Here is a 17,959-nt window from a genome sequence, read left to right as displayed (position 1 = left end):
TCGGCTCAGGCGCGCCGGCCCGCGGCGATCGCGTCGCCGTAGACGGCGAGCAGTCCGTCGCGGTGCGCGCTCTGGGCCGCGTGCGGACGGTGCGCGACGGCCGCGGTGCTCATCCGCGCGATGCGGTCCGGATCGTCGCGCAGCTCCGCGAGCGACGCGGCGAGACCCGCGGCGTCGGGCGACGGCGCGACCGTGTGCGCACCGGGCGGGAGCGCCTCGGCGAGATCGGGGTCGGCGACGACCACGGGGAGTCCCGACGCGATCGCCTCCAGCAGCACCATCGGCTGGTTGTCGAAGTCCCACGAGCTGGACACGAGCACGTCCGCGGTGCGCATCGCCGCGAGCACCTCGGCCTGCGGCACGGATCCGCGCACCTCGACCCTGCGATCGCCGAGGGTGTCCGCACGACGCCGGACAGCGCCGCGGGAGACACCGTCGCCGAGCATCACCGCGACGACGCCCGGCGTCCGCGCGACCGCGTCGAGGAAGACCTCGGGCCGCTTCTCGGGCGACAGCCGGCCGCACCAGAGCACGCGCAGCGGCTCACCGGGGAGCGGGCGCCGCGGCTCCGGTTCGCCGACCGCCTGGAGCACCGAGTCCTCCAGGCCGTTCGAGAGCACCGTCAGGGGCGTGCGCACCCCCTGCGCGGCGAGCTTCGCCGCGAAGTGCGCGGACGGCACGATCACCCGGTCCGCGCGCTGCGCCTGGCCCGCCATGAGCCGCCACATCCGCCGGGCGGTGCGGGTGCGCGCATACGGCGCACGGGGGTCGAGCCGCACGTCCACGGGACCGAGACCGCGGCGGTGCAGCCCGGCGAGCACCGCGGTGCTGAGGGCGGGCAGCGGCAGCACCGCCCGCGTGTAGACGTCGATGCGCCCGTGCATGGTCTGCACCACGGGGAGGCGCAGCGCGTCCGCCGCGCGGTAGGCCGCGAGCGCGGCGAACATCTCGGTGTGCACGTGCACGACGTCGAACCCCGCGAGGCGCTCCCGCAGCACGCCCGCGGCAGCACGCAGAGTCCAGGTGAACGGGTACCCGTCGGGCGCGAACCCGCGCGCGGTCGGCAGCCGGACGACGGAGGGGTCGGTCGACGGACCGGCGAGCGGGCAGAACACGGCGATCTCGTGGCCCGCGCGGGCGAGCTCCTCCTTGTGCGCCTTGATCGCGGTCTGCACCCCGCCGAGGGTCGGCAGGTAGTAGTCGGTGACCATGGCGATGCGCACCGTCTCACTGTAGGGCGGCCGTGTGCCGGATCCGGGCGATGCGCGGTGCCGCGCCCCGGGCCGGGCTGCCCGGATGGCCTAGCATCGGGGTCATGTCCCCGTCCGCTCCGCCCGTCCTGGTGACCGGCGCCGGCGGATTCCTCGGGCGGCACACCGTGCGGGAACTGCGTGCGCACGGCATCGGCGTCCTCGCCTCGGGGCGCAACGCCGAGGCGCTCGCGCGGGTGGCCGGCCCCGAGGAGACCATCGTCTCCTCCCTGGCGGAACTCCCCGCCGTGCGCCGCGACGTGGACGCGGTGGTGCACTGCGCCGCGCTGTCCACACCGTGGGGACGCCGCCGGGACTTCGAGGAGGCGAACGTCGCAGGCACCCGCGCCGCCGTCGCGTTCGCGGAGCGCAACGGCGCCCGACGCTTCGTGTTCGTGTCGTCGCCGAGCGTGTACGCGGCCGCCCGCGACCGGATCGGGATCCGCGAAGACGAGGTCGAGCCGGGGAACCGTCTGAACGAGTACATCCGCACCAAGATCGCCGCCGAGGCGCTGCTGCAGGACGCCCTTCGCGAGGGGCGGATCCCCGAGCTGGTGATCCTGCGCCCGCGCGGTCTCATCGGGGCAGGGGATCCCAGCCTCGTCCCGCGTCTGCTCGCCGTGCACCGGCGGATCGGCGTGCCGCTCTTCGACGGCGGGCGGAACCTCATCGACGTCACCGCGGTCGAGAACGTGGCGCTCGCGCTCCGCCTCGCCCTGACGGCCGGGGATCCGCGCGGCGGCGTGTACAACATCAGCAACGGCGATCCGCGGCCGTTCCGCGCCCTGCTCGAGGCCCTGCTCGCGCGACTCGGCGAGCAGCCGCGGTTCCGGCGCCTGCCCCGGCGCGCGGCGTGGCTGCTGGCCGCGGGGATGGAGGCCGTGTGCGCCGCGCTGCCGGGACGACCGGAGCCGCCGCTGACCCGGTACACGCTGTGCACGATCGCGTACTCGCAGACGCTCGACATCTCCCGCGCCAGGGCCGAGCTCGGCTACACGCCCGAGGTGTCGCTCGACGAGGCGCTGGACCGCGCCGTCGCGGACGTGCGCGCACGGTCCGAGGTCGCGCCGTGACCGGCCGGCTGCGGCACTACGCGTGCGGGAGCACCGTGCACGACATCGGCGTCCTGTTCCGCGGGGACACCAGGGAGGTGCGGTCGTTCCCGTCCGGCGTGTTCCTGTACGAACCGGGCGACGGGCGCAGGATCCTCTTCGACACCGGCTACGCGCCGGACCCCTGGGACACCGGATGGCGCGGCGCCGCCTACCGCAGGATCCTGCCGCCCCTCATGACCGAGCAGGAGCACGTCGCCCGGCGGCTGCAGGACGACGGGGTCGCGCCGGAGAGCGTCACCCACGTCGTGCTGTCGCACCTGCACCCCGATCACATCGGCGGTGTCGTGCGCTTCCCCGGGGCGCGGCTCGTGATCACGGCGGGTCAGCTCGACACCCTACGCAGGGCGCGCCTGCGCGACGCGATCCTGCCCGGCCTGCTGCCCGCCGGCTTCCCCGGGACCGATCCGATCGTGCTGGCGCCCGCCGACTTCGCCGAGGAGACGATCGCCGGCGAAGCGCTGCGGGTGGCGGACCCGTTCCGGGACGGGCTGCTGCGACTCGTCGACCTGCCCGGGCATGCGAACGGCCATCTCGGCGCCCTCGTCGAGGGCCGGGTGCTGCTCGCCGGGGATGCGGCGTGGGGCTCGGATCTGCTCGCCGCGGAACCGCGCATGCGCGCCGTGCCGCGCCGGCTGCAGCACGACCCCGCCGCCTACTCTGCGACCGCGCGCGCCCTGGTCGCCCTGTCCCGTGCCGGCATCCGCGTGGTGTGCAGCCACGACGCGGTGACCGACCGCGAGCTGCTGGAACGATGAGCCGTCTGCGGATCGTCGTGGAGTTCGCCGCGACCCGTTGGCTGCGACGGCTGCGCACGCGCGAGGCGGTGGAGCGCCGGCAACGCCGGCTCCTGCGGCGGCACCTGCGCTTCCTGCGGCGGAGATCCCCGTACTTCCGGTCGATGATCCCGCGCGGGGCGCGTGACCTCGGTGCGCTGCCGCTCATGGACAAGGCGATCCTGATGGCGCACTTCGACGAGCTGAACACGGTCGGCGTGCGCCGGGACGCGGCCCTGCGCGTGGCCCTCGACAACGAGCGCTCCCGCGACTTCCGCACGGGCATCGGCCGCCACGCGGTGGGACTGTCCAGCGGCACCAGCGGACATCGTGGCCTGTTCCTGGTGAGCCGCGCGGAGCGCGAGGCGTGGGCGGGGAGCGTGCTGGCGAAGACGCTTCCGGCAGGGCGGATCCTCGGCCACCGCATCGCCCTCTTCCTGCGCGCCGACAACACGCTGTACGAGTCCGTGGGATCCCGCGCGGTGTCGTTCGCCTATTTCGACGCGTTCGCCGACATGGCGCAGAACCTGGAGCGCCTGCAGCGGTATGCGCCGACGATCCTCGTCGCGCCGCCGTCCGTCCTGCTCGTGATCGCCCGCGCGCTCGAGCACGGCCGCACCTCCGTGCGCCCGGAGAAGGTGTACGCGGTCGCCGAGGTGCTCGAGGTCGCCGACGAACGCCGCATCGCCGCCGGGTTCGGCCTGGACGTGATCCACCAGCTCTACCAGTGCACGGAGGGCTTCCTCGCGCACACCTGCCCGCACGGCACGCTGCACCTGAACGAGGACGGCATCCTCGTCGAACGGGAGCCGCTCGGCGCCGGCCGGTTCGTGCCGATCGTCACCGATCTGCGCCGCCGGGCGCAGCCGATCGTGCGGTACCGGCTCGGCGATGTGCTCCGCGAGCGCACCGAGCCCTGCCCGTGCGGCAGCGCGCTCACCGCGATCGCGCGGATCGAGGGGCGCGAGGGCGACACGCTGCGGCTGCCGCGCCGCGACGGCGGGATCGTCGAGGTGTTCGCCGACCTCGTCTCCCGGTCGCTGCTGTATGCCGACGGCGTCGCAGAGTACCGGATCGTGCAGGTCGGCCCTCGGACGCTCGAGGTCGGCCTCGAGGCGGCGGACGACACGCGCGAGGAGGCGGTGCGGGCGGCCGTGGCCGGTGAGCTGACATCATTGGCCGACCGTCTCGGCGCCGTCCGCCCCGAGCTGCGCTTCGTGCCGTACGCGCCGGACGGCCGGAGCAAGCTACGCCGCGTCGAACGGCGCTGGAGGGGGGAACAGGGCGATGCGGAGCTGTGAGATCGCGGGCTGGGGGACGGTGCTTCCCGGCCGGACCGTGCGGTTCGGGGACGCGGTGCGCTACCGCATCGAGGACGACGTGTCGCACCTCGACATGCTCGCGGGCGCCGCGGCCCGCGCCCTCGAGCACGCCGGGATCACCGCGGACGACGTGGATCTCGTGCTCGGCGCCTCGGCGGCCGGGATCCAGCCCATCCCGTGCACGGCCGCGCTCGTGTGGGAGCGGCTCACCAGGGCAGGGCACGCGGCCGCGTTCGACGTGAACTCGACCTGCACGAGCTTCGTCACCGCGCTCGACATCGCCTCGCGCTACCTCGAGGACGGCGACCACGGCACTGTCCTCATCGTGGCCGGTGATGTCGGCACCCGATTCCTCAACCCCGGGCAGCAGGAGAGCTTCGAGCTGTTCAGCGACGCCGCGGTCGCGGTCGTGCTGCGACGGGCGGCTGAGCCTGGCCGAGGCGTGCTGGAGAGCCTGCAGCAGACGTGGCCCGCGCACGCGCACGACACCGAGATCCGCGGCGGGCTGTCGCACGCGCCGGCGCAGCGCTACGCCGAGCAGGATCCGTCCGACTACCTGTTCGACATGGACGGGCGCAGGGCGCTGCTCGGAATGATGCGGGTGCTGCCGGAGTTCTTCGCGCGGTTCCTCACCCGTGCGGGCCTGTCGCACGAGGACATCGCCCTGTGGGTGCCGCACCAGGCGTCGGCTGCGCTCGGGCCCATGCTCGACCGGATCGGGGTGCCGCAGGACCGCCGCGTCGACGAGGTCGAGGCGTTCGGGAACATGGTGTCGGCCTCGGTGCCGTTCATGCTCGTCCGGGCGCTCGAGGCGCAGCGGATCGGCCGGGGCGACACCGTGGTGCTCTGCGGCACCGCGGCCGGCCTGACCGCGAACGCCCTGGCGCTGCGGCTGTAGACGCTGCGGACGCAAACCCTCAGCGGCCCTCGATCAGGAGTTCAGATCAGCGCCTCGTCCCAGCGGTCGCGGATGGCGTCGAGCGTCTCCTGCATCGACAGGCCCGTGGTCTCCAGGCGCAGGCCGACGCCCTGGAACGCCTCCTGGTCGTCGCGGAGATGGGTCCACTGGTCCGCCACATGCTTGTCCCGGGAGGCGTCCCGCTCCGCGATCTCGTCCGGCGAGGCCGTGAGCAGAACGAACCGGAGCGGCAGCGCGATCTCGGCGCGGTACGTGTCGAGCAGGTCCGGCCACAGCACCACGTCCGAGATCGTGACGTCGAACTCAGCGTCGGCGAAGTTGCGGGCGAGGGCGGAGATGTTCTTCCTGCGCAGCGCGAGCTGGCGGTCCGCCTCCTTGACGGGCTCCTGGCCCGGAGCGACCAGGCCGGAGAGGATCAGCGCCTCGCCGATCAGATCCGTGTCCAGGTGGGCGCCGCGGGTGGCACGTCGCGCCAGCTCACGGGCGACAGTGGTCTTGCCGACCCCGGGAAGACCCGAGACGAGCATGATCGAGCCGGTCATGCCCCCAGGGTAGTGCCGATCGAGCCGATCACGCCGTCGATGGGCTGACCCGAGGCGTCGCGCTTGGCGCCGATCTCGGGCAGGGCGCGGGCGGACCCGTCCGGCCCCACCGCGAGGGCCGGCTCCGCGCCGATCCAGGCCAAGGTCAGCCGATCCTCGCCCTTCAGGAACGCATGCGCCCTGACCCCGCCGGTGGCGCGGCCCTTGCCGGGGAACTCGGCGAAGCGCGAGGCCTTCGCGCGCCCCGCATCCGTGCCGGGGAGCATGCCCGTCGCCCCGGAGACGGTGACCACGATCGCGTCCTCGGTCTGCGTGACCACCGAGAACGCGATGGCCTCCGCCTTGGCGCCCAGCTTCACGCCCGCCATGCCGCCGGCGGGGGCGCCCTGCGGGCGCACCCCCGAGGCGGGGAAGTGCAGCAGCTGCGCGTCGCTGGTCACGAACACGAGTTCGGCGTCGTCGGGAGCGGAGGCCGTTCCCACCACGGCGTCGCCGGGCTTCAATCCGATGATCTCGAGCTCCGGCCGCACCGGGAGCGTGGACGGCACAACGCGCTTCACGACGCCGGTGCGAGTGCCCAGGGCGATCGGCGTGTCGTCCTCGAACCGGAGCAGCGCCAGGATCCGCTCGCTCTTGTCGAGCAGCCCGACGTAGTCGCGCAGCGGCATGCCCGCGGCCAGATGCACCGACGCGGACGGCACAGAGGGCAGATCCATCGCGGTGAAGCGCAGCACCCGCCCGGCGGAGGTGACCGCGCCGATCTCGGTGCGGGTCGTCGTCGTCAGCGCGGAGAGGATCGCGTCGTGCTTGCTGCGCCGCGCGGCGGGGGAGAGCTCCTGGCCGGGCTCCAGATCGACCCGTACGGCCCGGCCCGTCGTGGACAGCACGACGACCGTCGGTGCGTCCGCGATCTGCAGGTCGACCGGTCCCTTGGTCGCGCGCTGCTTCGGCGGGGCGGCGTTCAGCAGCAGGGTGCGGCGAGGCGTGCCGTACGCCTCCGCGGCGGCGTCGAGCTCCCGGGCGACCTGTGCGCGCAGCAGCGCCTCGCTGCCGAGCAGCTCCTGCAGCGCCGCGATCTCGGCGCGCAGCGCGTCGCGCTCGGCCTCGAGCTCGATGCGGGAGAACTTGGTCAGGCGGCGCAGGCGCAGCTCAAGGATGTACTCGGCCTGCACCTCGCTGAGATCGAACACGCTCTGCAGCCGGCCGCGGGCCTGCTCGGAGTCGTCCGAGGAGCGGATGACCTGGATGACCTCGTCGATGTCGAGGATCGCGATCAGCAGACCTTCGACGAGGTGCAGCCGCTCCTCGCGACGGGCCAGTCGGTACCGGCTGCGGCGCGTGACGACCTCGAGGCGGTGCTGCACGTAGACGCGGAGCAGCTCCTTGAGCCCGAGCGTGCGCGGCTGCCCGTCGACGAGGGCGACGTTGTTGATGCTGAACGAGTCCTCGAGCGGGGTGAGCCGGTAGAGCTGCTCGAGCACCGCGTTCGGGTCGAAGCCGTTCTTGATCCCGATCTGGATCCGCAGGCCGTGGTTGCGGTCGGTGAGGTCGTTGACGTCGCTGATGCCCTGCAGCTTCTTCGCCTGCACCGCGTCGCGGATCTTCTCGATCACGCGCTCCGGGCCGATCGTGTAGGGCAGCTCGGTGACGACGATGCCGGTGCGGCGCGGGCCGAGCGGCTCGATCGACACCTTGCCGCGCACCTTGAACGCGCCGCGGCCGTTCGCGTACGCGTCGCGCACGCCGTCCAGACCCATCACGATGCCGCCGGACGGGAAATCCGGGCCCGGCACGAACTCCATCAGCTCCTCGGTCGTGGCCTCGGGGTGCTCGAGCAGATGCGTCGCCGCGGCGACCACCTCGATGAGGTTGTGCGGGGCCATGTTGGTGGCCATGCCCACGGCGATGCCGCTCGCGCCGTTCACCAGCAGGTTCGGGAACGCGGCCGGCAGCACGGACGGCTGCTGGAACTGGCCGTCGTAGTTCGGCACGAAGTCGACGACGTCCTCATCCAGGCTCTCGGTGAGGGCGAGGGCCGCCGGCGCGAGCCGCGCCTCGGTGTACCGCGAGGCGGCGGGGCCGTCGTCCAGGGATCCGAAGTTGCCGTGCCCGTCGACCAGGGGGAGCCGCAGTGAGAACGGCTGGGCGAGGCGCACCAGCGCGTCGTAGATCGCGGAGTCGCCGTGCGGGTGCAGCTTGCCCATCACGTCGCCGACGACGCGGGCGCTCTTCACATGACCGCGGTCGGGGCGCAGCCCCATCTCGGCCATCTGGAACAGGATCCGCCGCTGCACCGGCTTCAGGCCGTCGCGGGCGTCCGGGAGCGCCCGCGAGTAGATGACCGAGTAGGCGTACTCCAGGAACGAGCCCTGCATCTCGCTCGACAGATCGATGTCCTGGATGCGCTCGTCGATCGGCTCGGGCGGCGTGGTGCGGGGCATGGGCTTCCTGCGGGGTCGGGGTCCGGCGGAGGGCTTCTCGACGCCGGGACCGGTCCGGCCTCTGTGCGAGACTGGCTCGGATGAGCCTCATGCTACCGGCGATCCCGCCCTCTTCCCGGAGCATCACCGGGGTGGCGCACGACCTGCTCGGTGCGCTGACCGGCTCCGCGGCGGAGCTGCCGCCGGTGCGCTCGGCGGTCCTCGCCGTGGTCGACGGCCTCGGCGCGACCCAGTTGCGCAGCCACGCCGGCCACGCCCGGCGCCTGGCGGGGGCGATGACGAAGAAGGACGTGCTCTCCAGCGTCTTCCCGTCCACCACGGCGGCGGCGCTGACCAGTCTGCTCACCGGCGCGGATCCCGGTCGGCACGGCCTGGTCGGGTACCAGGTCAGGGATCCGCGGAGCGGGGCGCTGGTCAACCAGCTGTCCGGTTGGGAGCAGGCCGGGGCGGATCCTGCGGTCTGGCAGACCGAGCCCACCGTGTTCGAGCGGGCGATCGCGCTGGGCCGTCCTGCGTTCGCGGTCGGCCTGCCCGAATACGCGCACAGCGGCTTCTCGGCCGCGACGCTGCGCGGGGCGGACTTCCGCTCCGCCCGCTCAGCCGCGGACCGGATGGCCATGGCCCTGTCCCTGGCGGAGGAGCACGAGGGCGCGCTCGTCTACTGCTATCTGCCCGAGGCCGACAAGGCCGGGCACAAGCACGGCGTCGCGTCTGCGGAATGGGTCGCCGCGCTCGAGGACGTGGACGCGGCGATGCCTGCCGCTCTGCCGGCGGGGGTGGGGATGCTGGTGACGGCGGACCATGGCATGGTCGACGTGCCCGCCACGCGCCACCTGATCATCGACGAGGACAGCCCCCTGCAGCAGGGCGTCGCCGCGATCGCGGGGGAGCCGCGCATGCTGCACGTCTACCTCGAGGAGGCCGCGCGCGCGGACGACGCCGCCGCGGAGTGGCGACGCGAGACCGAGGGCGCCGCCGATGTCCTCACCCGGGACGAGGCGGTGCGGGGCGGCCTCTTCGGCGCCGCCGTGACGGAGGCCGCGGCGAGCCGGGTCGGCGACCTGGTGGTGCCGGCGCGCGGGCTGTGGGCGCTGTACGACGGGGCCGCCGAGGATCAGCGAGCGCAGGGCATGATCGGGCAGCACGGATCGCTCAGCCCCGAGGAGCTGCGCGTCCCGCTGCTGCGGTTCGGCGCGTTCGCGCGCTGAGCGCCGGTTCAGTCCTCGCTGCGGGCGCCGAAGACGATCTCGTCCCAGGACGGCATCTCCCGGCGTCGTCGGCGCGATCCGCCGTCCTGCTCCGCCGAGGGACCAGGACGCGCCGCATCCTGAACGGGCGCGGGATCGGGCTCGTACCCCGGCTCGAGCGCCTCGAAGAGCGCCAGCGGGCGCGACTCCTCGGACTCGTCGTCGACGCTCGGACGCGTCTCACGCTGCCCGCGCCGCCGCCGCAGCGCCTCCAGCAGGTCCGCGGTGTCGGACGGGGCGGACGATGTGAAGGCGGCGCGATTGGTCGCGGCCTCCTGCGCGTTCGAGGAGGACCGCGGCGCTGCCGCCTCCGGCTCGTCCTCGATCTCGTGCTCGGCGGGGGCGGCGACGAGGCGCGGCCCGAAGGCGCCGGAGTCGAACCGGGTCTCGTCCTTGTACGGCGAGGAGCGCTCCTTGTCGAGGGCGCGCAACCGCGGGATGAGGCCGTCGGGCAGGGCACCCTGCCGGGACAGCTGCGTGGCGTCGGCGTTCGTGGGGGCCAGGGCGCTGCGACGGGGGTCGAAGCTCCAGCGCGCGTCGTGGTCGACGTCGTTGGCGGTGAACTCGAGCTTGATGACCCAGCCCGCGTCATCCTTCCAGGCCGCCCAGCGTTCGCCGTCGGCGTCGAGATCGGCGAGCTTGGCGCGGATGGCGACCCCGAACGTCGGCTGCGCGTCCGGCTCGACCTCGCTGCCGATCAGCACCGGCACGGCGAGGGCCTGGCCGACGATGTGCTCGCGCTCCGCGAGCACGGGGCCCTCGAACCGCTCGACGATCTCGCGGCTCACGCCGAGCAGCTCGGCGACGTCCGCGGCCGACATGCCGGCCCTGATGTGCGACTGGATCTCGCGCGGGCTCGCCGCGAGCGCGGGAGCCTTCTCCTCGCGCCCGGCCTTGGCCCGGCGCAGCTCCGTGCGCAGCACCTCGTCGATGGGGAGGGCGAACCGCTCTCCCGACTCGGTGGCGAGGACGAGGACGTCGTCTTCGGCGCCGACGATCGTGACGTGTTCCATGGCTTCAGCCCCTCAGGATGGGTGTCCGATCATGGTGTCACGCAGTGCCGGGGCAGCCGGGAATATCGCGGGCGCGCCGTGAGTTCTCTTCCGCGGACAGAGTGGCATTTGCGATTTGCATCCGTGTCATGCAAACTATGGGCCGCCGAACACCCCCGGCTCCCGGCACACGCAGGATGCCAAGCCGCCGCTCGCAGGATGAAAGTGGAGATCCACCCCATGGCAACCGATTACGACGCCCCGCGCAAGAGCGAAGACGAGAGCGAGTCGATCGAGGCTCTCAAGGAGCGCGTCCCCGACAAGATGTCGGGATCGATCGATGTCGAGGACTCCGACAACCCGGGCGGTTTCGACCTGCCCGGAGCCGACCTGTCGGACGTCGAGCTCGACGTCGTGGTGCTGCCGCCGCAGGAGGACGAGTTCACCTGCGTCAGCTGCTTCCTCGTGAAGCACCGCTCGCAGCTCGACCACGACGAGGCGACAGGCCCCATCTGCAAGGAATGCGCAGCCTGACACGTCTTCAGACGCGCCGCTCGCGCCCGGACCGCATGGTTCCGGGCGCGTTCTGCGTCTGACGGCTCAGGCGCCGCGCGCAGCCTCGGACCTGGCGGCGTCGATCGCCGCGGCGAGGCGGTCCGGCGTGCGGGACGAGATCGTCCAGCTGGGCACCGGGTCGTCCGGATCCGTGTTCGGGACCACCACGATGCCGTCGATACCGCCGCGGATCAGGTGCCAGCCGCGGGCGGGAAGGCCGGGGCCGCGGGCCTGACGCGCCTCGTCGCCCATGCGCACCTGCGGATCGCCCAGCCACGACGCGTCGATCCAGGCCCGCCCTGCCCGCAGCACGCGCCGCTCGACCTGGACGACCGGCGATCCGAAGACCATCAGGGCGACGATCGCGATCGTCGCCGCCGCGCCGATGACGAGGGCGATGCCGGATCCTGCCGGCACGAAGACCAGCGTGAGCATCGGGCCGCCCAGAGCCGCGGCGAGGAAGAGCCACAGGCTCGGCGCGAGCCGCTCGCGGTAACGGGTGGCCGCCGCCTTCTGCGGCTTCGGTGCTCCGGCGTGATCGGCCCGCGGACGGCGGGCCTCGGCTGCGTTCTGCATTAGCCTCTTTCCGTGACCGATTCCGTGGATGTTCCCATTATCGCGCCCCAGATCCCGGACTACGCCCACCCTGGCGACGCGGGAGCCGATCTGGTCGCCGCCGAGGCCGTCCGGCTGGAGCCGGGCCGGCGTGCGCTGATCGGCACCGGGGTGCGCATCGCGCTGCCCGAGGGCTACGCGGCGTTCGTCGTGCCGCGCAGCGGCCTCGCGGCGAAGCACGGCATCACGGTCGTCAACTCGCCGGGCACGGTCGACGCCGGATATCGCGGCGAGATCAGGGTGAGTCTTCTGAACACCGACAGCGACGCGGCGTACGATGTCGCGGTCGGTGATCGGATCGCCCAGCTGATCGTCATGCCCGTCACCCGCGCGCGGTTCATCCCGGTGGACTCGCTGGACGAGAGCGATCGAGGCGCGGGCGGATTCGGATCCACCGGCTATCAGGCCCGCAGCGCCGCCCCGGGAGGCGCTGCCGAGGCTCTCGAGGCACAGGGAACGGCGATGGCGGAGGAGAACGCATGAGTGACGACAGCACGCCCGAGATCGAACCCGTCGAGGACGAGGCGCCGCAGGGCCTGCGCGATCGTGCGGTCGACGGCCCGTTCGACGAGAGCGAGGCCAACCCGGTCCGCCCGTACATCGACCTCGGCGCGATCAAGATCCTGCCCCGGGAGGGCCTGAACCTGCGTCTCGAGGTCGAGGAGCAGACGCAGCGGATCGTCGCCGTCGGGCTCGACTACGCGGACTCCACGCTGCAGGTGCAGCCGTTCGCCGCGCCGCGATCGAGCGGCCTGTGGGACGAGACCCGTGCGCAGATCCAGGAGCAGATCACGCAGCAGGGCGGCCGGGTCGAGGAGCGCGATGGCGCGCTCGGCGCCGAGCTGCTCGCGGAGATCCCCGCCGTCGCCGGTGCGGACGGCGCCACCACCCGGCTCGCCCGGTTCGTGGGCGTGGACGGACCGCGCTGGTTCCTCCGCGGCGTGATCGGCGGGGCGGCGGCGCAGGACGCGAACGCGGCGGCCGCCGTCGAGGACCTGTTCCGCTCGATCGTCGTCGTGCGCGGCGGGGCGCCCATGCCGCCGCGCGACCTCATCCCGCTGCGGATGCCCGCGGCGCCCGGCACGGCGTGAGCGCGCCCACCCCGGACGAGCCGGGGCGGGCGCCCGCGGAGAAGTACGCCCCGCCGCCGGCGGAGACCGCCGACCCGGTGCAGAGCCTCGGCGCCGCGCTCGGCGGGGCCGCGCAGCGGCTGGGCATCGACCCGTCGTCCGGAGCGAGCACGGGCCACGTCGTCTGGCGCGCGATGGGCGGCTGGCGCGGCGTGCTCGAGTCGGTGCTGCCGAGCGCCGCGTTCCTGATCATCTTCACCCTCCGGCCGGATCCGCTCTGGCTCTCGCTCGTCGTCTCGGTCGGGCTCGCGGCCGTGTTCTCCGTGATCCGGCTGCTGCAGAGGTCGCCGGCGGCGTCGGCGATCGGCGGGCTCGCGGCGGTCGCCGTGGCCGCCGGGCTCGCGCTGTGGACCGGCCGCGGCCAGGACAACTTCGTGCCCGGCTTCTTCACCAACGCCCTGTACGGCACCGTGCTGCTGGTGTCGGCGCTGATCGGCTGGGCGGTGATCGGTCTGGCCGCCGGCTTCCTGATGGGCGACGTGCGCGGGTGGCGGCAGGACCGCCGCAAGCGTCGTGCCTTCTTCTGGATCACGATCGCCTGGGCCGCGCTGTTCTACGCGCGTCTGGGCGTGCAGCTGCCGCTGTACTTCTCCGGGAACGTGCAGGCGCTGGGCACTCTCAAGCTCGTGATGGGGCTGCCGCTGTTCGCGCCGATGGTCGCGGTGACGTGGCTCCTGGTCCGCGCCCTGTATCCGGCAGGCGAAGCGGGGGACACGCCCGCGGAAACAGGCTCGACACCCTCCTGAGCGGTGTGGGATATTATCTTGACATCAAGATAAATCGACACCCTTTCGCTTGATCGTCCCCGAAGCGCACACTGGTAAGGCCCTCCTTGCTAGCCGCGCGGGGGAGCGGCCGAGCAAGATGGAGTCGCGGTGATCGCTTCCATCCGATCAGAAGGAGACGGATTCGTGTCCACGGTGAACAGCTTCGGTGCCAAGAGCACCCTGACGGTCGGCAGCACCGACTACGAGATCTTCCGGATCGACACGGTCGACGGTCACGAGAAGCTCCCCTTCAGCCTCAAGGTGCTGCTGGAGAACCTGCTTCGCACCGAGGACGGCGCGAACGTGACGAAGGCGCAGATCGAGGCTCTCGGATCCTGGGATCCGTCGGCCCAGCCCGACACGGAGATCCAGTTCACGCCCGCCCGCGTGGTCATGCAGGACTTCACCGGCGTGCCCTGCATCGTCGACCTCGCCACCATGCGCGAGGCCGTCACGGCGCTCGGCGGCGACCCCAGCAAGATCAACCCGCTCTCTCCCGCCGAGATGGTCATCGACCACTCCGTCATCGCCGACCTGTTCGGCCGCCCGGACGCGATCGAGCGCAACGTCGAGATCGAGTACGAGCGCAACGGCGAGCGCTACCAGTTCCTGCGCTGGGGCCAGACCGCGTTCGACGACTTCAAGGTCGTCCCGCCGGGCACCGGCATCGTGCACCAGGTGAACATCGAGCACCTCGCGAAGGTCATCTACGACCGCACCGTGAACGGCGTGCTCCGCGCCTACCCCGACACCTGCGTCGGCACCGACTCGCACACCACCATGGTCAACGGCCTGGGCGTGCTGGGCTGGGGCGTCGGCGGCATCGAGGCCGAGGCCGCCATGCTCGGCCAGCCGGTCTCCATGCTGATCCCGCGCGTGGTGGGCTTCAAGCTGACCGGCGAGATCCCCGCAGGCGTCACCGCGACCGACGTCGTGCTCACGATCACCGACATGCTTCGCAAGCACGGCGTGGTCGGCAAGTTCGTCGAGTTCTACGGCGCCGGCGTCGCCTCGGTGCCGCTCGCGAACCGCGCCACCATCGGCAACATGTCGCCGGAGTTCGGATCCACCGCCGCGATCTTCCCGATCGACGACGTCACACTCGACTACCTGCGTCTCACCGGTCGCGACGAGCAGGCCGTGGCCCTGGTCGAGGCGTACGCCAAGGAGCAGAAGCTCTGGCACGACGCCTCGGTCGAGCCCAGCTTCAGCGAGTACCTCGAGCTCGACCTCTCCACGGTCGTGCCGTCGATCGCCGGCCCGAAGCGCCCGCAGGACCGCATCCTGCTCTCCGAGGCCAAGTCGCAGTTCGAGAAGGACATCTTGAACTACGCGAACGCCTCGACGAGCGACGACATCGTCGACCTCGACTCGAAGCACTCGTTCCCCGCCTCCGATCCGGGCAGCGTTCCGGGCGAGGAGGAGACGACCACGCGACCGGTGCACATCAACAGCGGCGCACCCGCGAACGTCTCCACCCCGGTCCCGGTCACCACGCCGGACGGCCTGCACTACATCCTCGACAACGGCGCGGTCACGCTCGCCGCGATCACGTCGTGCACCAACACGTCCAACCCGTCGGTCATGGTCGCCGCCGGCCTGCTGGCGCGCAATGCGCTGCGGAAGGGCCTGAAGCAGAAGCCGTGGGTGAAGACCACGCTCGCCCCCGGCTCCAAGGTCGTCACCGACTACTACGAGAAGTCGGGCCTCGACAAGGACCTCGAGGGCCTCGGCTTCTACACCGTCGGCTACGGCTGCACGATCTGCATCGGCAACTCCGGTCCGCTGATCGACGAGGTCTCGCAGGCGGTCAACGAGCACGACCTCGCGGTCACGGCTGTCCTCTCCGGCAACCGCAACTTCGAGGGCCGGATCAGCCCCGACGTGAAGATGAACTACCTGGCGAGCCCGCCGCTGGTGGTCGCCTACGCGCTGGCCGGCTCGATGAACTTCGACTTCGAGACCGACCCGCTCGGCACCGACGGCGACGGCAACGACGTGTTCCTCAAGGACATCTGGCCCGCTCCCGACGAGGTGCAGCAGCTCGTCGACTCGTCGATCTCGCGCGACCAGTTCATCAAGCAGTACGCCACGGTGTTCGACGGCGACGAGCGCTGGACCAGCCTGCCTACGCCCACCGGCCCGGTCTTCGAGTGGGACGCCGACTCGACCTACGTGCGCAAGGCGCCGTACTTCGACGACATGGAGGCGACGCCGGCCCCGGTCACCGACATCACCGGCGCTCGCGTGCTGGCGACCCTCGGCGACTCGGTCACCACGGACCACATCTCCCCGGCCGGCAACATCAAGGCGGGCACCCCCGCCGCGCAGTACCTCACCGAGCACGGCGTCGCGCAGAAGGACTTCAACTCCTACGGCTCACGCCGCGGCAACCATGAGGTGATGATCCGCGGCACGTTCGCCAACATCCGTCTGAAGAACGCGCTGGTCAGGGCCGTCAATGACGGGGAGCAGATCGAGGGCGGCTTCACCCGCGACTTCACCCAGCCCGGCGGCCCGCAGGCGTACATCTTCGACGCGTCGCAGAACTACCAGGCGCAGGGAACCCCGCTGGTGATCTTCGGCGGCAAGGAGTACGGATCCGGATCCTCCCGCGACTGGGCGGCGAAGGGCACCAACCTCCTCGGCGTCAAGGCGGTCATCACCGAGAGCTTCGAGCGCATCCACCGCTCGAACCTGATCGGCATGGGCGTCGTCCCGCTGCAGTTCCCGGCGGGCGAGAGCTGGGAGTCTCTCGGCCTGGACGGCACCGAGATCGTCTCGATCTCCGGCCTCGAGGAGCTGAACGACGGCACGACTCCGAAGACGGTCAAGGTCACCGCGACGCCGAGCGAGTTCTCGCCCGAGGGCAAGGAGACGATCGAGTTCGACGCGGTCGTCCGCATCGACACCCCCGGTGAGGCGGACTACTACCGCAACGGCGGCATCCTGCAGTACGTGCTGCGCCAGCTGGTCTGATCCGCGCGCACGAGCGACGGGGCCGGTTCCTTCGGGAGCCGGCCCCGTTCGCGTCCCCACATGCGAGGATCAGGACAGCGGACCGACGTACCGTGACGACGGGCGGAGGATCTTCCCGTCCTCGACCTGCTCGCACGCGTGCGCGCCCCAGCCGATGATGCGCGCCATCGCGAAGGTCGGCGTGAACAGCTCGCGAGGGATCCCGCACGCCTCCATGACGACCGCGGCGTAGAGCTCGACGTTCGTGCGCAGGGCACGCCCCGGCTTCAGCTCGTCGAGGACCCGCAGCACGGTCTGCTCCACAGCCACGGCGAGGTCGACACGATCGGAGGCGAGTCCGTCGGCGCGCAGTTGCTGGGCGACGCCGCGCAGCAGACGGGACCGGGGATCCTCCGTGCGATACACCGCGTGTCCGAAGCCCATGATCCGCCCGCCGCTCTGGATCCGCTCGCGCACCCAGTCCTCGGCCCGCTCGGGGGTGCCGATCTCGTCGAGCATGTCGAGCGTGCGGGCGGGAGCTCCGCCGTGCAGCGGACCGGCCAAGGCGCCCAGCGCGCCGCCGACGCACGAGGCGAGATCGGCGCCGGTCGAGGCGATGACCCGTGCCGTGAACGTGGAGGCGTTGAAGCCGTGGTCGATCGCGGCCGTGAGATAGCTGCCCAGTGCGGCCGCGAGCCGCTGATCGGGGACGACGCCGGTGAGCATGCGCAGATAGTCGGCGACAGGGCCGAGGTCCGGATCCGGGGCGATCGGACCCTGCGCGTGCGCCCAGCGATGCAGGGCGGCGATCAGGGTCGGCGTGACGGCGGCGAGACGGATCCCGTCGGCGGTGCGTTCGCCCTGGGTCTCGTCGTAGAAGGGACGGCGGCCGTCGGCGGCGGAGACCAGCGCGAGGCCGCTGCGCAGCTGCGCCATGGGGTCCAGGCCCGAGCCGGCGAGCGCCGAAAGGGCGTCCCTGGCGCTCTCCGGGATCGCGCGCGCGGCTGCGGTCCGGGCGCGGAAGGCCGCGGCGGCCGCCTCCCCCTGCGGCAGGGTGCCGAGCGCCACCAGGCTCCAGGCGTCCTCGAAGCGCGCGTCGGTCGCGAGATCCACGCCGGACTCGCCGCGGTAGTGGAAGAAGCCCTCCGCGCCGCGCACGTCGCCGATCCGCGTCTCGGCGACGACGACGTTCGTCAACCCGCGCGGGACATCGATGAGCTGCGTGTCGTCGCGGTCGATGCTGATGGCCATGTCGGCTCCTCTCTGGCGAGTCGCGAGTGGCGGCTCCGTGCTCCTCGAAGCCGCGGTGCGGCTCTCCGCTCACGATGCGACA

Annotated in this window: 16 protein-coding genes; 10 read left to right on the top strand and 6 right to left on the bottom strand. The window is 72.2% G+C overall.

Annotated elements, in window-relative coordinates; translation table 11 throughout:
- Positions 1-5: 5 nt before the first annotated feature.
- A complete protein-coding gene (locus ACTJJZ_RS06750) occupies positions 6-1,223 on the bottom strand; it encodes a glycosyltransferase (RefSeq protein ID WP_440720419.1) in 1,218 nt (405 codons plus the stop codon).
- Between the two features lie 92 nt (positions 1,224-1,315).
- Here ACTJJZ_RS06750 and ACTJJZ_RS06745 point away from each other — a divergent pair, with 92 nt between their 5' ends.
- The 4 genes from ACTJJZ_RS06745 to ACTJJZ_RS06730 are packed head-to-tail and all read left to right on the top strand — an operon-like array spanning position 1,316 to position 5,358.
- On the top strand, positions 1,316-2,323 hold the full coding sequence (locus ACTJJZ_RS06745; protein ID WP_440720418.1) for an NAD-dependent epimerase/dehydratase family protein: 1,008 nt from the start codon (positions 1,316-1,318) through the stop codon (positions 2,321-2,323).
- Positions 2,320-3,120: an MBL fold metallo-hydrolase gene (locus ACTJJZ_RS06740; protein ID WP_440720417.1), complete on the top strand. Its 801-nt coding sequence runs from the start codon at positions 2,320-2,322 to the stop codon at positions 3,118-3,120. The genes ACTJJZ_RS06745 and ACTJJZ_RS06740 overlap by 4 nt, the downstream gene beginning before the upstream one ends.
- Positions 3,117-4,439 (top strand): F390 synthetase-related protein, encoded by a 1,323-nt coding sequence (locus tag ACTJJZ_RS06735; RefSeq protein WP_440720416.1) that lies wholly within the window; start codon positions 3,117-3,119, stop codon positions 4,437-4,439. The genes ACTJJZ_RS06740 and ACTJJZ_RS06735 overlap by 4 nt, the downstream gene beginning before the upstream one ends.
- Positions 4,426-5,358 (top strand): 3-oxoacyl-ACP synthase III family protein, encoded by a 933-nt coding sequence (locus ACTJJZ_RS06730; protein ID WP_440720415.1) that lies wholly within the window; start codon positions 4,426-4,428, stop codon positions 5,356-5,358. The genes ACTJJZ_RS06735 and ACTJJZ_RS06730 overlap by 14 nt, the downstream gene beginning before the upstream one ends.
- Positions 5,359-5,399: 41 nt before the next feature.
- On the opposite strand, the gene ACTJJZ_RS06725 is transcribed toward ACTJJZ_RS06730, so the two are convergent.
- Positions 5,400-5,921 (bottom strand): AAA family ATPase, encoded by a 522-nt coding sequence (locus ACTJJZ_RS06725; RefSeq protein ID WP_440720414.1) that lies wholly within the window; start codon positions 5,919-5,921, stop codon positions 5,400-5,402.
- Complete coding sequence (locus ACTJJZ_RS06720; RefSeq protein WP_440720413.1) at positions 5,918-8,362, bottom strand: DNA gyrase/topoisomerase IV subunit A; 2,445 nt, start codon at positions 8,360-8,362, stop codon at positions 5,918-5,920. Before ACTJJZ_RS06720 ends, ACTJJZ_RS06725 begins: the two co-directional genes overlap by 4 nt.
- Before the next feature lie 80 nt (positions 8,363-8,442).
- Here ACTJJZ_RS06720 and ACTJJZ_RS06715 point away from each other — a divergent pair, with 80 nt between their 5' ends.
- A complete protein-coding gene (locus tag ACTJJZ_RS06715) occupies positions 8,443-9,570 on the top strand; it encodes an alkaline phosphatase family protein (RefSeq protein WP_440720412.1) in 1,128 nt (375 codons plus the stop codon).
- Positions 9,571-9,578: 8 nt separating this feature from the next.
- Here ACTJJZ_RS06715 and sepH read toward each other — a convergent pair whose 3' ends face one another.
- Entirely contained in the window at positions 9,579-10,622 is a 1,044-nt protein-coding gene (gene sepH, locus ACTJJZ_RS06710; RefSeq protein WP_440720411.1) for a septation protein SepH, read from the bottom strand.
- 219 nt (positions 10,623-10,841) lie between these two features.
- Between sepH and ACTJJZ_RS06705 the strand changes: the two genes are divergently transcribed.
- Positions 10,842-11,135 carry a DUF4193 domain-containing protein gene (locus ACTJJZ_RS06705; RefSeq protein ID WP_440720410.1) on the top strand — a complete coding sequence of 98 codons (294 nt, stop codon included), beginning with the start codon at positions 10,842-10,844 and terminating at the stop codon, positions 11,133-11,135.
- Between the two features lie 66 nt (positions 11,136-11,201).
- On the opposite strand, the gene ACTJJZ_RS06700 is transcribed toward ACTJJZ_RS06705, so the two are convergent.
- Positions 11,202-11,732, bottom strand: coding sequence for a DUF3093 domain-containing protein (locus tag ACTJJZ_RS06700; RefSeq protein ID WP_440720409.1), 531 nt, complete (start codon positions 11,730-11,732; stop codon positions 11,202-11,204).
- A gap of 12 nt (positions 11,733-11,744) precedes the next feature.
- Between ACTJJZ_RS06700 and dut the strand changes: the two genes are divergently transcribed.
- The 4 genes from dut to ACTJJZ_RS06680 all read left to right on the top strand — a co-directional run bounded on the left by dut (position 11,745) and on the right by ACTJJZ_RS06680 (position 16,647).
- Positions 11,745-12,254, top strand: a complete 510-nt coding sequence (dut, locus tag ACTJJZ_RS06695) for a dUTP diphosphatase (protein ID WP_440720408.1) — start codon at positions 11,745-11,747, stop codon at positions 12,252-12,254.
- Positions 12,251-12,862, top strand: a complete 612-nt coding sequence (locus tag ACTJJZ_RS06690) for a DUF3710 domain-containing protein (protein ID WP_440720407.1) — start codon at positions 12,251-12,253, stop codon at positions 12,860-12,862. Before dut ends, ACTJJZ_RS06690 begins: the two co-directional genes overlap by 4 nt.
- Positions 12,859-13,647 carry a DUF3159 domain-containing protein gene (locus ACTJJZ_RS06685; protein ID WP_440720406.1) on the top strand — a complete coding sequence of 263 codons (789 nt, stop codon included), beginning with the start codon at positions 12,859-12,861 and terminating at the stop codon, positions 13,645-13,647. The genes ACTJJZ_RS06690 and ACTJJZ_RS06685 overlap by 4 nt, the downstream gene beginning before the upstream one ends.
- 165 nt (positions 13,648-13,812) lie before the next feature.
- Positions 13,813-16,647: an aconitate hydratase gene (locus ACTJJZ_RS06680; RefSeq protein ID WP_440720405.1), complete on the top strand. Its 2,835-nt coding sequence runs from the start codon at positions 13,813-13,815 to the stop codon at positions 16,645-16,647.
- A gap of 69 nt (positions 16,648-16,716) precedes the next feature.
- Here the strand turns inward: ACTJJZ_RS06680 and ACTJJZ_RS06675 are convergent, their stop codons facing one another.
- Positions 16,717-17,877 (bottom strand): citrate synthase, encoded by a 1,161-nt coding sequence (locus ACTJJZ_RS06675; RefSeq protein ID WP_440720404.1) that lies wholly within the window; start codon positions 17,875-17,877, stop codon positions 16,717-16,719.
- Between the last annotated feature and the right edge of the window lie 82 nt (positions 17,878-17,959).

Origin of the sequence: Microbacterium sp. 22242 (genome assembly GCF_052045495.1) — a bacterium.
In the GTDB taxonomy this organism is placed as follows: Bacteria; Actinomycetota; Actinomycetes; order Actinomycetales; family Microbacteriaceae; genus Microbacterium.
Note: the sequence above shows the minus strand (reverse complement) of the source record. Positions and strands in the feature narration are given on the sequence as shown.

Bases quoted from the DNA above. Each gene is read 5' to 3' on its own strand.
- ACTJJZ_RS06745 (WP_440720418.1), top strand. From the start codon at position 1,316: ATGTCCCCGTCCGCTCCGCCCGTCCTGGTGACCGGCGCCGGCGGATTC.
- ACTJJZ_RS06735 (WP_440720416.1), top strand. From the start codon at position 3,117: ATGAGCCGTCTGCGGATCGTCGTGGAGTTCGCCGCGACCCGTTGGCTG.
- ACTJJZ_RS06730 (WP_440720415.1), top strand. From the start codon at position 4,426: ATGCGGAGCTGTGAGATCGCGGGCTGGGGGACGGTGCTTCCCGGCCGG.
- ACTJJZ_RS06725 (WP_440720414.1), bottom strand. From the start codon at position 5,921: ATGACCGGCTCGATCATGCTCGTCTCGGGTCTTCCCGGGGTCGGCAAG.
- ACTJJZ_RS06720 (WP_440720413.1), bottom strand. From the start codon at position 8,362: ATGCCCCGCACCACGCCGCCCGAGCCGATCGACGAGCGCATCCAGGAC.
- ACTJJZ_RS06715 (WP_440720412.1), top strand. From the start codon at position 8,443: ATGAGCCTCATGCTACCGGCGATCCCGCCCTCTTCCCGGAGCATCACC.
- sepH (WP_440720411.1), bottom strand. From the start codon at position 10,622: ATGGAACACGTCACGATCGTCGGCGCCGAAGACGACGTCCTCGTCCTC.
- ACTJJZ_RS06705 (WP_440720410.1), top strand. From the start codon at position 10,842: ATGGCAACCGATTACGACGCCCCGCGCAAGAGCGAAGACGAGAGCGAG.
- ACTJJZ_RS06700 (WP_440720409.1), bottom strand. From the start codon at position 11,732: ATGCAGAACGCAGCCGAGGCCCGCCGTCCGCGGGCCGATCACGCCGGA.
- ACTJJZ_RS06690 (WP_440720407.1), top strand. From the start codon at position 12,251: ATGAGTGACGACAGCACGCCCGAGATCGAACCCGTCGAGGACGAGGCG.
- ACTJJZ_RS06675 (WP_440720404.1), bottom strand. From the start codon at position 17,877: ATGGCCATCAGCATCGACCGCGACGACACGCAGCTCATCGATGTCCCG.